We start from the raw sequence: 13497 nt of genomic DNA, 5'->3' as shown, positions 1-13497 counted from the left end.
TATCCTAGCATCACTCCCAGACACATTCCGATGCGCGGCCCCTAACGCCCGTCGAGCACGGTCCGGGCCGCGTCGATGGCCTCGTGCGTGCCCGCCAGCGCGAGCACATCTCCCGCTCGCAGCGGCTCGTGCGCGGTGGGGACGACCACCTCCTGCTCGCCGCGTTTGATGGCGAGCACCGTGGCGCCCGTCATCCCGCGCAGGTTCAGCTCTGCGAGCGTCCGTCCCACCGCGGGGCTGGCCGTCTCGAGCCGGACGGGGGTCGGCTCGCCGAGCCCCGGGAGGATGGCGTGCACGTCCTTCAGGGTCCCCTCGTGATGCTTCTCGTTGCTGACCCGGGACTGGGCCGCGAGCGCCGCGACGATGACCTGTGAGCCCGCGCGCACGTGTCCCTGGAGGTTGGTGGCACTGCGCCAGAACCCCACGCCGAGCACCACGAGCAGCAGGAGCAGCACGGCCCCGCCGAGCACTCCGGGGAGGAAGGGCTGCGTGACGGCGACGAGGGGCGCGCCCACGATGAGGACGCTCGCGAGCTGGAGCGTCACGACGAGCGCGCGGCGTGGCGCGGCGGCCCGGTCCAGTCTGCCCTCCATCCCCGTGGGGAAGGCCGTCTCCGCGAGCAGCATTCCCAGGGCACGGGCGAGCCGGACGATTCCCACGCAGAACGGCGCCGCGAGCAGGGTCGCGAACCCGATGACGAGCAGGCGTGTCACCGGGGCGTCCAGCCCGATACGGCTCTCGAGGGCCGAGGTGATTCTGTTGAGCCACACGGACGTCCCGATGATGATCGCCGCGAGCAGGGCCGCGTCGAGCACCAGCAGGCGGATCATCCGGCGGATCTTCGCGCCGGCGGTCTGGCGCGGAGGCGCGGTGCGCAGCTCCTCCACCCAGCTTCCATAGAGCGCCGCGAAGGTCTGGATGGGCTTGGGCAGCTTGCGGTCCACGAAGTTGGCGACCGGACCGGAGGCCCGGATGAGGAAGGGCGTGGTGAGGGTGGTGATCGCGGACACCGCCACGGCCACCGGGTAGAGGAACTGTCCCGTGGCGTTCAGCGACAGGCCCAGGCCGGCGATGATGAAGGAGAACTCGCCGATCTGCGCCAGGCTCATGCCCGACTGGACCGCCGTACGCGTGCCATTGCCCGTGAGGAACACGCCCAGGGCGACGCCCACGAACTTCCCCACGATGACCACGCCGGTCAGCACGGCCACGGCCACCCAGTGGCGCGCGACGAGCGCTGGATCGATGAGCATGCCCACCGACACGAAGAAGATGGCCGCGAACATGTCGCGCACGGGCTGCACGAGGTGCTCGACATCCTTCTCCTTGCCGGACTCCGCCACGAGCGAGCCCGCAAGGAACGCGCCCAGCGCCACCGAATAGCCGAACGCCTGCGCGAGCTGCGCGACGGCGAAGCAGATGCCGACGCTCGCCACCAGCATCGTCTCGGGACGGTCGAGCTTATGCACGGCGCGCACCGTGCGCGGGATGATCAGCAACCCCACTCCGACGAGCGCCACCAGGAACAGGGCCAGCCGGCCGACGGTGAGCGTCAACTGCCCCGCCGAGAGCCCCGCGCCAGTGGAGATGGCCGTGAGGGTCGCCATCAGCAGGATGGCGATCAGGTCCTCGACGATGAGGACGCCGACGACGATCTCCCGCAGCTTGCCCTGGACACCCTGCTCCGCGAAGGCCTTGGCGATGATGGTCGTGCTGGAGATGGCGATGATGGCGCCCGTGAAGATGCTCTCCTTCGCCGTCCAGCCGAAGGCCCGGCCCACGACGAAGCCCAGCCAGATCATCAGGCTGCACTGGATGACGGCGGTGAGGCCCGCCGTGGGTCCCACCTGGAAGAGCTTGCGCAGGCTGAACTCCAGCCCGAGCGAGAACATGAGGAGGATGACGCCCAGCTCCGACAGCGTCTGGACGATGGAGGGGTCCGCCACGAGGGGAATGGGGACGTGGGGACCAATGATGAGCCCTGCGATGATGTACCCGAGGACGACGGGTTGACGCAGTCGCTGGAAGACGACGGACGTCACTGCCGCGACGCAGAGCACCATCGCGAGGGCCTTGAGGAAGTCGTGAGCACCATGCATGGCGAGCACCCCCTGAGAGGAAACTGGACTGGAGGAATGGAATCGTCGGGCCACCCGAGCGGCTGCTCGGGGGGACAGTGGGTGGACGGGGTAGGGAGCGCCGGTTCCGCCGGTCAAGTGGTACCGGCGCTCCCGTTCCCGCTCAGCCGAACTTGTCGTACGCGATGGCCGCGCCAACGATGAGCGCGCAGACGAGCATGGCCACGATGAGCCGCGCCACCTGCCAGTGCGCGTGCTCCGTGGGCGGGTTGGGGGTGTCGATGGATGCGGAGGAAGGGGAGACGTCTTGTTCTTTGCGCAAAGCGAGCCTCACGCGCACCAGGGAAACTGGCGCACCGGAGTGAAGGGATGAAGTCACGAGCGCGGCCGGACGTGTCCCGTTCGAAGCGGGGCTTCGCGGCCGTGCGTGTCTACCTCGGGGACCGGAACGTCACGCGGTCCGCGGAGGCCCTTGCGCGGGGCAGTTGGCGACCACCGGCCGATCCGCGATCCGGCCGTGGCTCGCTGTCACCACGTACGAGAGGCGTGTCCTCGCGTGCACCGCGAGCCGTACCGCTGGCTCCTGCGCGAGGTCGTGGCGGGGCTCCACCCGCTTGTGAGGCGGGATGGGCTTGGGGGTGAGACGTGGAAGCTCCAGCCGGCCCTGGGCCGACGACTCGTGGACGCCGACCAGCCGCTCCTGGCGCCCGGGGAGATCGGCGGAGACGGAGCCCTTGCGCTGCGCCTCCTGTGTGATGGGGACCCAGCGGCCGTCCACATGCTCGATGGGCCGGACACCCGGAACCGATGCGCACACGCCCACCAGGACGGTCAGACCGAGGGCGCAGACCGCGCCCACCAGTGCCATCCATCGCGCCCCTCGTGCTTCGGGCCGGTGTGAGCGGTGGTTGATTCCCATGTGAGCTGATGCTTCCTGAACATCACTACCACCTGGACGGCACCGGCGAAAGGTGCCCTTCGCTTCGGATGCTTCAAGGACCAGGCGGGCGTGCTGTCAACGTACCGGAGTGCTCGGTCATTCCGGCAGAACCGGTGCCTAGCTTCGAGCATCGGCGGCGCACGGGGGCCCGATGTTCGAGGGCGGGGGAGGGGCGCGCGGATGGTTCAACACTCCTGGGCATTGAATCTGGATTGGGTGACACCCGAGCTGGCCGTGGGGGGGCGTTTCCCCATCGAGGCCGCGGAGCACCTGGCCCGGAGGCTCTCCATCCGTCACATCGTCGACGTGCGCCGGGAGGCCTGTGACAACGAGCGCGTCCTGCGCGAGCACGGCATCACCCTGCTGCACCTGCCCACCGAGGACCTGTGCTCCATCCGCCGGCAGATGCTCGACCAGGGCGTACAGTGGGTGCACGGCCACCTGTCCCAGGGCCACAAGGTCTACATCCACTGCGAGCATGGAATCGGCCGCAGCGCGCTGCTGGCCCTCTGTGTGTTGGTGGAGCTCGGTCACGCACCGCTGGAGGCGCTCTCCCTGGCCAAACGCGCGCGCCCCCGCGTCTCCCCGAGTCCCGAGCAGCTCGAGACCTTCATGCTCTGGGCCGAGGAGCGCCGCGTGACGCGGTCGCTCCCCTGGAGCACGCCCTCCTTCGATGAGCTGGCCGACCTCGCCTACAGCCACCTGCGGCCATCTCCGTCCGTGGGCTGACGCTCCGGCGCGAGCGCCCCTCCTCCCTCGCACCGAGGCCCGTGAAGGGAGCCGCGCTACTTCTTGGGCTGCGGCGTGCCCTGGGTGCCGGTGCTCGGAGTGCTGCCGGTGCTCGGAGTGCTGCCGGTGCCCGTGCTCCCCGTTCCCATGGAGCCGCTGCCCGGTTGCGTGCCCATGTGGCCGCCCGTGCCATGCTCGGTGCCCTTGTGCATGCCGGAGCCGGTGGTGCCGCTCTCCCCCGCGCCGCCGACTCCCATGCTCGGGCCCAGCTTGCCGAGCACCGAGTACGCCAGCTGCCGGTGCTGGACGACGTGCTGGGACAGCTCGTCGATCAGCGAGGTGAGTTGGGCATTGCCGGTGATCGCCTGCCTGCCCGCCATCAGCTTGCCGAGTGCGGCGTCATGGGCTCCCACCTGGCTGGAGATGTAATAGGAGTCGAACGGCTCGCCCTTGAGCGTCTGGAGCGCCTCATGGATGGCCTTGTTGGCCGCCATGACCTTCTTCTCCATGTCGTTCAACGGCGTGGGCATGTCCGACAGCTTCAGGCCTTGGTTCTGGGCCAGGGACACCACCTTCTGGTCGGCTTCGGTGTGTTCACGCACCATCCGCTCGCCAAAGGACTTCACGTCCGGATTCGTGGAGTTCTGTTGGGCGAGCTGGCCGAGCTTGATCTCCATCTGGTTGATGTGGTGCACCCGCTCGAGGAAGGCCTTCTCGTCGGTGGGCACCACGAACCCCCGGACATCGGCCGTGCCCTTCTTCACCTCCTGCGACTTGCCCGCCTGCTGCGCGAGCGCGGAGCCTCCGATGAGCAGCGTGCCAGCGACAAGCAGACCCTGAATCGTGAGCTTCATGTGCGTACTCCCTGGTGAGGAAAACGGGCGCGCACGTTGAGCGAGCTGGGGCCGGACTTCATTGGCCCGGAGTGCCATGCGTGCGGAACCACACGATGGGGCTTCTCTCTTGATGGCTGGTGGACGCTGTACCTGTCCCCGGTCGGACGGAAGCGTGCGGTTCCGGGCGCTCGCCCCCAGATTCGGCGGGCACTCCGTTTGAAAGGACTCCAACGCGTATGACCAGGGAAGTATGGCCAGGAAAGCCGTACCCACGGGGCGCGACCTTCGATGGGACGGGGGTGAACTTCGCGGTCTTCTCGCAGGCCGCCACCCGTGTCGAGGTCTGCCTGTTCGATCCGCAGAACCCATCGAAGGAGGTGGAGCGGTTCGAGCTACCCGCGGCGACCGACTGCACGTGGCACGGCCACGTGCCGGGGCTGGAATCGGGCACCCTGTATGGTCTGCGCGTGCACGGTCCCTACGAGCCGCAGAAGGGCCACCGCTGCAACCCGTACAAGCTGCTGGTGGACCCCTATGCCAAGGCACTCCACGGGGAGGTGGACTGGTCCCAGCCCGTCTTCGGCTATGTGCTCGGGCACGAGAAGCAGGACCTCATGCGCGACGAGCGCGACAGCGCCCCGGGCATGCCCAAGTGCGTGGTGGTGAGCGACAACTTCGACTGGGGCAATGATCGCCGCCCGGACGTCCCCTGGCGCAAGACGGTCATCTACGAGGCCCACGTGAGGGGCCTCACCATGCGCCACCCGAAGGTGCCCGAGCACCAGCGCGGCACCTACGCGGGCCTGGCGCACCCGGCCGTCATCGAGCACCTGCTCGAGCTGGGCGTCACCTCGGTGGAATTGCTGCCGGTGCACGAGTTCGCCGACGACTCCTTCCTGGGGGAGAAGGGCCTGTCCAACTACTGGGGCTACAACACCCTCTGCTACTTCGCCCCCGAGCACCAGTACGCCAGCCGCCGCACGCCGGGCGGCGTCGTCAACGAGTTCAAGGCGATGGTGAAGGAGCTGCACGCGGCGGGCATCGAGGTTCTCCTCGACGTCGTCTACAACCACACGTGCGAGGGCAACCACCTGGGGCCCACGCTGTCGCTCAAGGGAATCGACAACGCCTCCTACTACTGGCTGATGCCGGAGGCGCGCTACTTCCTGGACTTCACCGGGTGCGGCAACAGCCTCAACGCCTCCAATCCCCACACCGCGCGGCTCATCGTGGACAGCCTGCGCTACTGGGTGGAGGAGATGCATGTGGATGGGTTCCGCTTCGACCTGGCCACCGTGCTCGGCCGCGTGGGCAAGGGCGAGTTCTCTCCCACCGCGCCCATCTTCCAGATCATCAACCAGGACCCCGTGCTCGGGCGGGTGAAGCTCATCGCCGAGCCATGGGACGTGGGGCTCGGCGGCTACCAGGTGGGCGGCTTCCCCGCGCCCTGGCGCGAGTGGAACGGCAAGTACCGAGACGCCCTGCGCCGCTACTGGAAGGGTGATGAGAACCTCGCGGGCGAGGTGGGCTACCGGCTCGCGGGCTCGGCGGACCTCTACCAGGAGGCGCGGCGCCGGCCCCAGGCCGGCATCAACTTCGTCACCGCGCATGACGGCTTCACCCTGCACGACCTCGTCACCTACAGCCACAAGCACAACGAGGCCAACGGCGAGCACAACCGCGACGGCGCCGACGACAACCAGGCGTGGAATTGCGGCGTGGAGGGCGAGACGGAAGACCGCGACATCATCGCCCTGCGCGAGCGCCAGAAGCGCAACCTGCTGGCCTCGCTCTTCCTGTCGCAGGGCGTGCCGATGATCGTCGCTGGCGACGAGATGGGACGCACCCAGGGCGGCAACAACAACGCCTACTGCCAGGACAACGAGCGGTCCTGGGTGGACTGGAACCTCGACGAGCGCCGGCGGGCCCTGCTGGAGTTCACCTCGCGCCTCATCCAGTTCCGCCACCGCCAGCCGGTGCTGCAACGCCGACGCTTCTTCCAGGGCAAACACATCTGGGACTCGGAGTACAAGGACCTGACGTGGTTCCGCCCGGATGGCACGGAGATGAGCCCGGAGGACTGGAGGAAGCCCTTCATTCGCTCGCTCGCGTTCCTTCTCGGGGGCGACGCCATCCCCTCGCCGGACGAGCGCGGCCAGCGCATCATCGGGGACGCGCTGCTGGTGCTGCTCAACGCCCACCACGAGCCCGTCCGCTTCACCGTGCCGCCCCCGGCCGAGGGCTCCCGGTGGGTCATCGAGTTCTACACCGCGGATGACCAGCGAGGCCCCGAGGAGCCCGTGCCCGCCGGCGCCTTCGAGCTGACCGGACGGTCCCTCGCCGTCTTCCGCGAGGTTTCGGGGGAGTGACGGGGCGCGAGGCGGGGCTCACCAGCGGTGATCGGTGAAGAGACAGTCGATGAGCTTCGCTTCGCCGAGTCCGAGGTTGGCCGTCTGTGGCACGAGGTCCGGCACGGGGGTGAAGAGGACGTCGTTGGATAGGCGGGTGAAGCCGAAGATGGACTCGATGAGTCCGGCGAGCCTCGCCTCGTGTGCGTGGAAATCGGGGGGGAACGGTGGGAAGCAGAGCCAGCTCTTGCGCTCGGGAGGATTCGTCCTGTGCACGTGGGAAGCGTAGAGGGCGTACACCGGGGCGAGCTGGCTCAGCAGGCAGACGACACTGTCGTAGATGGGGGCTCCTTTCACCCGTCCCGGGAGAGACACTCGGCAGATGTAGCAGGGGTCGAGAAAGGGCACCGTCATGTCCCAGAGGGAGCAACCAGGGAACTCCTCGCGCAGCCGCTGGATGAATTCCTTCCAGGTCGGCGAACCCGTTGCGTTGGCCAGGTGCAGGGCCCTGAGGCGCTGGGCTTCCTCCGAGTTCTTGTACTGAGGCTCATCGACGAGGAGTCCCGCCGGGTAGTAGCGGTGGACGAGTTGGACGAGCGCGTCAGCCGTCAGTTCCGGATTCATGAGGAACTCTGCAGTTCGTTCCCGTGGGCAGACCGAGGAGGCTCACCAGCGGTGGCAGGTAAAGAGGCAGTCGATGAGTTGGGCCTCGCCGGGCCCGTAATTGGCTGATCGGGGCACGAGGTCCGGTACGGGGATGAAGAGGACGTCATTGGGCAGGCGGGTGAATCCGAAGGTGGACTCGGTGAGCCCGGCGAGCCTGGCCTCGTGTGACTGGAACTCGGGGGGAAACGGTGGAAAGCGCAGCCAGCTTTTCAGCTCGGGGGGCGTCGACCGCTCCATGCGGGAGGCGTAGAGGGCGTACACCGGGGCGAGCTTGCTCAGCAGGCACACGACGCAGTCGTACCGGGGGTCTCCTGTCTTGAATCCCGGGAGGGATACACGAACGCTGTAGCAGGGGTCATGGTGTGGAATGGTCGTGTCCCAGAGAAAGCAGTCGGGAAATTCATGACGGAGCTGCTGCATGAAGCCCTTCCAGGTTGGCGAGGGGTTCACGTGGCTTTCGAGCAGCGCTTCCAGGCGCTGACCTTCTTCTGACTCTTTGTACCGAGGCTCGTCATTACGAAGACCGGCTGGGTAGTAGCGGTGGACGAGTTGAACGAGTGCGTCGGCTGTCAGTTCCGGATTCATTGAGGAACTCTGCGGTTCGTTCCGGTGGGGTTACCAAGGAGGCTCACCAACGGTGATCGGTGAAGAGACAGTCGATGAGCTGTGCCTTGCCGAGCTGGTAGTTGGCTACTCGGGGCACGAGGTCCGGTACGGGGGTGAAGAGGACATCGTTGGGCAGGCGGGTGAAGCCGAAGGTGGACTCGATGATCGCGGCGAGTCGGGCCTCGTGGGACTGGAACTCGGGGGGAAACGGTGGAAAGCGCAGCCAGTACCCCCCGGGCTTACTCCTATCCTCATGGGAGGCGTAGAGGGCATACACCGGGGCAATTTGGCTCACCAGGCACACCACGCAGTCGTACCGGGGGTCTCCGACGACGAACCCCGGCAGGGAGACACGGACGCTGTAGCAGGGGTCATGGCGTGGAATGGTGGTGTCCCAGAGACTGCAATCGGGGAACTCGCGGCGGATCCGCTCGAGGAAACCCTTCCAGGCGGGCGAGGGCTTCAAGTGGTGTTGGATGACCGCTTCGAGGCGCTGGCCTTCCTCGGACACGTCGTAACGAGGATCCTCGTTATGAAGGCCGGCCGGGTAGTAGCGGTGGACGAGATGGACGAGTGCGTCGGCCGTCAGTTCCGGATGCATTGAGGAACTCCTCGGTTCGCTCCCGTGGGTTGACCGAGGCGGCTCACCAGCGGTGCCTGGTGAAGAGGCAGTCGATGAGCTGAGCCTTGCCGAGCCCGTAGTTGGCTGTTCGGGGCACGAGGTCCGGTACGGGGATGAAGAGGACGTCGTTAGGCAGGCGGGTGAATCCGAAGGTGGACTCGATGATCGCGGCGAGCCGGGCTTCGTGGGACTGGAATTCGGGGGGGAACGGTGGGAAGCGCAGCCAGTACCCCCCGGGTCTGCTCTCATCTGAATGGGAGGCGTAGAGGGCGTACACCGGGGCGATTTGGCTCAGCAGGCACACGACGCAGTCGTACCGGGGGTCTCCGACGACGAACCCCGGCAGGGAGACACGGACGCTGTAACAAGGGTCATGGTACGGAATGGTCGTGTCCCAAAGACTGCAATCAGGGAACTCGCGACGGAGCCGCTCGAGGAAGCCCTTCCAGGCTGGTGAGGGTTTCACGTGACTCTGGATCAGCGCCTGGAGGCGCTGGCCCTCTTCTGACTCATCGTAGAGAGGATCGTCGCTGTCGATGCCAGCCGGGTAGTAGCGGTGGACGAGATGGACGAGTGCGTCGGCCGTCAGTTCCGGATTCATGCGCGGAGTTCCCCGATGCGTTGCGTTGGAGTGGGCGCTCGGCTCTTCTACCTTGTTCGATACGCGTGGGGCTTCCGCTTTCACGGGAACGTCTTTGGGTGGACGCCTACCGCTCTGAACTTGGTGACCTTGGCTCCAGGGATGGGGCCGACATCCAGCTCCGTCAGGATTCGCTCCATGTGTTCCCTGAACTGCTTACAGGCCAGGGCGGTTGGCAGTTGCTCCCGCAGGACGATGCGTGCGGCCTCGTCCGCCGCCTTGGCGGCCGCCGTTTGTGCGAATTCGTCCAGAACCCACCCCTTTTTATTCCTTTCCGGAACGCCCACCTCGATGTCGCAGGTGGCGGATTCAGGAAACGAGGGGGAAATTCGGGACAGCAGGATGAGCACCTGAGCGACCTTCCATCCACCTGTTTCGTTGCCATCGCCGCTGTAGGGAACGACGTTCTGGAACTGGAACATGGACGGCGGGATGTGACCGCCGACGCATGCGAGCTGGGCTGCTCCGAGAATCGCCAGCGACAGCAGAATCCCACGCGCAACGACTGTGAGCCGGATAGGCATGAGGCCTCCTTTGCTACGGACAGCTTGCCAGTGGGATCTGACCTGCTTGTCTGGGACGCGTGAGGCCGTCATCACTTCAGGATGGAGTGTCTGGGTTTGAACCCTCACGGGAATGTCACATTGCGCACGGTGATGGTACGCGGCCCTCCCGCCTCTCCCAGCTTCAGGAGGAAGGTGCCCCGGGATTGAGCTTTCGTGGCCTCTGCTTCCACCACGAGTCGGCCCTCGCTTCCCGGAAGAAGGGGAGTGGGCAGATGCACCCGCAGAACTCGCAGCCGCTCGCCCTCCGCGCTCACCAGCTCCGCCCCTTCTACCCCCTCCACCGTCCAGGATTGTTTGCTTTTGTTCTCCAGCCGTAACTCCACCGCCACCGTGTTGGCTTTCTCGGCGCGGTAGCTCCAGGCACTTTGCACCCGGAGGGTTTCCCCAGGTCGCTGAGTGATGTCCTGGGTGAGGGGCTTCACCGCGATGCCCTTGCCCTCGCCGAGCAGGCCGGCATCGAACAGGCCCATGAATCCCCCGGCGTATTGCCCCTGAGCCTCCACCTGGACCAGCCGTGCCTCGCACCGCTCGGCTCGCTCGCGCTCCTGCTGCTCAGCCTGACGGTAGGACTCGGCGGAGCGTGGCCGGCGGTACACCTCCACCTGCCGCTCGGCGCGGGTGGCGCTCACCACCAGCCGCAACCGGGCCCACTCGGGCAGCGCGCCGTCCGCGAAGCGCGCCGTCAGCATCAACTCCCGCCCCGGCGGCAGCGCCCCCGAGGGCAGCACGTTGACCACTCCCGCTCCCTCATCCACCGTCACGGACGAGAAGAATTCTCGCCCCTCCACCACCACGCTTCCGGGCAGCAGCGGGGCGTGGAATACGAACGTGGTGGCGCGATTGGGTCCGATGGGGACTGGGGGCACCTGCTCGGCGCTGTCCGCCGTGAGCTCCACGTGCCGCTCGCCGCCCGGGTCCCACTCCTCGGTGGAGGGCTGGGCGATGGCGGGCGGGGTGGCGAGGAGCGCGAACAGCAGGGGCAGGGCGGGAAGGGGCGCGGACATGGGCGGGAGAACCTCCGGAGTGGCTCAGACTAACAGAGACCTCCTACGTTGACCTCGCTGCTTCTCCCGTCCGCCCGTGTCCGGCCCGTCCGCGGCCGGTGCGCTACTCGCGCTCCCCCACCGGCTGGAACTCCTCGACCGACTCAAGCTTCGTGCCGCCAGCGATGTTGGCGGTGTCGGCGGTGCCGCCCGGCTCCCGGCGCACGCCCCACTGGTCGTCCCGGGTGGAGTCATAGAGCTCCAGGCATACCGGGTACGTGTGTCCTTCCGGCGTGTGGGCCTGGGTGAAGCGGCCGTACACGCGCTCCCGCTCGACGAAGAGTTCCCCGGAGAGCACGGTGCCCTGCGGCAGCATCCCCCAGGTCGTTGTACGAAGAACCAGTTTGGCGCCGGGGCCCGAGCGCACCGTGACGTTCTGCCGGGTGTCCTCAATCCCGGGGAAGTAGACAAACCCAGTGCGGTCCCTGCGCTTGAGCAGGCCCAACTCCTTCATGGCCTGCAAGGCGCCTTCCGGACACGGGGCGGCCGGCTGAGGCGTGGGCCGCACCTGAGTCGCGGTGGGGCTGGGGCAGCCGGTGGCCAGCGTGCAGGTGATCGCGATCGCGCCCGCCGTGCCGGCCGAGCTGCGCGACTCCTTCGGTTGCGGCTTGGACTGCTGAGGGGTGGATGCCTTCGGTGGAGTCTTCACGCGCGTGTCCTCGGGGGGCGTCGCACGGGCGACGGGCGCAGGGGTGGGTGCCGCTTCCGGCGCTGCGCCGCCATCACCTTCCGGCCGCTTCCACGGGGGCGCCACTTCCTGGCCACCCGGCTCCAGGGTGACCGGGTAGAACTCCGGCGGTAATGTGGTTTGTGGTGTCCCCTCTGGTGAGATGGGCCGCTCGGAGCCGCGCGGAACCAGGGACACGGCGAGCCCCACGCACAGGCCCAGCACCAGCAGCACACCGGTGGCCCAGGGCACCCATCGCGAGCGCGCGGCGGGTACCTCCGGGAGGCTCACGGGTGGTGGTGGCTTCGCGGTGGCCACCGGCGCGGCGACACTCGCGGAAGGTGCCTCGTCCACCCCAGGTGCCGGAGGCCGGGAGGACTCCACGGCGGGCGCGAGCGGCAATGCATCCACCCGTGCCTCGTCCGCTCCCGGCACCACCTCCGGCGCGACGGGCGGCATGGCCTCCTTTGGGGCCTCGGCGCACGCGGGCGGCGCCTCCTGCGGAGCCTCGGGCCCTGGCGGCTCCTCTCCTGGCGAGGTCAGGGTGGGCAGTTCATCCGGGGGCAGGGGCTTGCCCCGCACGGGCCGCCGCTCGTAGGAGGCCAGCCGCTCGTAGAGCGCCTCCAGCGCCTCGCCCGCCAGGTACAGGTCGGCCTGTCGCAAGGTGGTGGCGTGCTGGGGACTCCAGGCCTCGAACAGCGGCTCGTCCCACGCCGCGTCCGCCTGTCTCAACGCCTCCTCCAGCGCCACCTCCAACGCCCGCGCATCCGCGTACCCCTCCCCGGGCTGTTTGCACAGCATGCGCTGGCACACCTCGCCGAGCCCCCGCGGCACCTGGGGATTGCACGTGTGCGGCGCCTCCGGCTCCTGGTGCAGGATGGCCTGTACCAGCGCGCCCTCCCTGCCCTGGAAGGGCAGCCGGCCCGTGAGCATCCGGTAGAGCTCCACGCCCAGTGCCCACACGTCATCGCCCGGGCAATCGCTCGACTCCTCCTCGCCGCGCCAGGCGCGCCACACCCTCGGGCTGAGGTAGGGCCAGGTGCCCGGGGGAAAGGGCCCCGTCACCGTGGGCGCGCCCTCGTAGGTGGCCACGCCGAAGTCCACCAGCACCAGCCGATCCTCGCCGTAGACCAGCAGATTCGCCCCTTTCACGTCCCGGTGGATGACGCCGGCCGCGTGGACCGCCTGGAGCAGCCGCGCGGCCTGGAGCATCAACTCCGCGATCTTGCGCGCGGTGGGGTTCATCACCCGCGTCCACATGTCCAGCGGCAGCCCGCGCACGAAAGGGGTGACGAGGAAGAGGAAGCGGGGCCGCCGGGCGGGCCACAGGCCGTGTCCCTCCAGTGGCAGGCCTCCGGCGCGCCACAGCTTCACCATGACGTCCAGCTCGCGCCAGGCCCAGTGCGCCCCGTCCCGCAGGTAGATGAGCTTCACCGCGAACAGCCGGCCCTCGCGCCGGGCGCGGAACACCGTGCCCTGGCCCCCCTTGCCCAGCCTCCTCTCCAGCCGGTAGCCCGCCACCTCCATGCCCACCTGGGGCAGGTGCTCCTCCGGCGATTCGCGAAACGGTGGCCGTGCCACCCGCTGCCACTCCCGCTCCTCCATGGGCCCACCCGCACCGGACTCGTTCATGCGCACCACCTCCGAGGTGGGCCACCCTAACATGACCGCTGAGACCTCATGGACACCCGCGGGCGTCTCAGGGCGGAAATGTCAGTTTGAGCAGGTAGAACGGAGAGTGCGGCTTTTCCTGGGA

General features: G+C 67.9%; 13 protein-coding genes. 2 read left to right on the top strand and 11 right to left on the bottom strand.

Going from position 1 to position 13497, the window contains the following annotated elements; translation table 11 throughout:
• Nucleotides 1-41: 41 nt before the first annotated feature.
• From DAT35_RS19355 to DAT35_RS19350, 3 genes are all read right to left on the bottom strand, one after another.
• A complete protein-coding gene (locus DAT35_RS19355) occupies nt 42-2099 on the bottom strand; it encodes a cation:proton antiporter (RefSeq protein WP_108068545.1) in 2058 nt (685 codons plus the stop codon).
• Between the two features lie 142 nt (nt 2100-2241).
• Entirely contained in the window at nt 2242-2400 is a 159-nt protein-coding gene (locus DAT35_RS59010) for a hypothetical protein (RefSeq protein ID WP_158501783.1), read from the bottom strand.
• Nucleotides 2401-2529: 129 nt separating this feature from the next.
• Nucleotides 2530-2997, bottom strand: a complete 468-nt coding sequence (locus tag DAT35_RS19350) for a hypothetical protein (protein WP_146209780.1) — start codon at nt 2995-2997, stop codon at nt 2530-2532.
• A 201-nt stretch (nt 2998-3198) separates the two neighbouring features.
• Here DAT35_RS19350 and DAT35_RS19345 point away from each other — a divergent pair, with 201 nt between their 5' ends.
• Nucleotides 3199-3747, top strand: a complete 549-nt coding sequence (locus DAT35_RS19345; RefSeq protein ID WP_108068543.1) for a dual specificity protein phosphatase family protein — start codon at nt 3199-3201, stop codon at nt 3745-3747.
• Nucleotides 3748-3803: 56 nt separating this feature from the next.
• Here the strand turns inward: DAT35_RS19345 and DAT35_RS19340 are convergent, their stop codons facing one another.
• A complete protein-coding gene (locus DAT35_RS19340) occupies nt 3804-4601 on the bottom strand; it encodes a DUF4142 domain-containing protein (protein WP_108068542.1) in 798 nt (265 codons plus the stop codon).
• A 218-nt stretch (nt 4602-4819) separates the two neighbouring features.
• Between DAT35_RS19340 and glgX the strand changes: the two genes are divergently transcribed.
• Nucleotides 4820-6952 (top strand): glycogen debranching protein GlgX, encoded by a 2133-nt coding sequence (gene glgX, locus DAT35_RS19335; RefSeq protein WP_108068541.1) that lies wholly within the window; start codon nt 4820-4822, stop codon nt 6950-6952.
• An 18-nt stretch (nt 6953-6970) separates the two neighbouring features.
• On the opposite strand, the gene DAT35_RS19330 is transcribed toward glgX, so the two are convergent.
• The 7 genes from DAT35_RS19330 to DAT35_RS62100 form a co-directional block, all read right to left on the bottom strand.
• Nucleotides 6971-7555, bottom strand: coding sequence for a hypothetical protein (locus DAT35_RS19330; RefSeq protein ID WP_108068540.1), 585 nt, complete (start codon nt 7553-7555; stop codon nt 6971-6973).
• A gap of 42 nt (nt 7556-7597) precedes the next feature.
• Complete coding sequence (locus tag DAT35_RS58205) at nt 7598-8182, bottom strand: hypothetical protein (protein ID WP_146209779.1); 585 nt, start codon at nt 8180-8182, stop codon at nt 7598-7600.
• A gap of 43 nt (nt 8183-8225) precedes the next feature.
• Complete coding sequence (locus DAT35_RS19320; protein WP_146209778.1) at nt 8226-8804, bottom strand: hypothetical protein; 579 nt, start codon at nt 8802-8804, stop codon at nt 8226-8228.
• A gap of 43 nt (nt 8805-8847) precedes the next feature.
• Entirely contained in the window at nt 8848-9426 is a 579-nt protein-coding gene (locus DAT35_RS19315) for a hypothetical protein (RefSeq protein WP_108068537.1), read from the bottom strand.
• Between the two features lie 80 nt (nt 9427-9506).
• Complete coding sequence (locus DAT35_RS19310; RefSeq protein WP_108068536.1) at nt 9507-9989, bottom strand: hypothetical protein; 483 nt, start codon at nt 9987-9989, stop codon at nt 9507-9509.
• A 104-nt stretch (nt 9990-10093) separates the two neighbouring features.
• Entirely contained in the window at nt 10094-11035 is a 942-nt protein-coding gene (locus DAT35_RS19305) for a DUF2381 family protein (RefSeq protein ID WP_108068535.1), read from the bottom strand.
• A 103-nt stretch (nt 11036-11138) separates the two neighbouring features.
• Nucleotides 11139-13373, bottom strand: a complete 2235-nt coding sequence (locus DAT35_RS62100) for a serine/threonine protein kinase (protein ID WP_158501782.1) — start codon at nt 13371-13373, stop codon at nt 11139-11141.
• Nucleotides 13374-13497 lie beyond the last annotated feature (124 nt).

The sequence above is a fragment of the Vitiosangium sp. GDMCC 1.1324 genome (assembly GCF_003044305.1).
Classification (GTDB): Bacteria; Myxococcota; Myxococcia; order Myxococcales; family Myxococcaceae; genus Archangium.
Note: the sequence above shows the minus strand (reverse complement) of the source record. Positions and strands in the feature narration are given on the sequence as shown.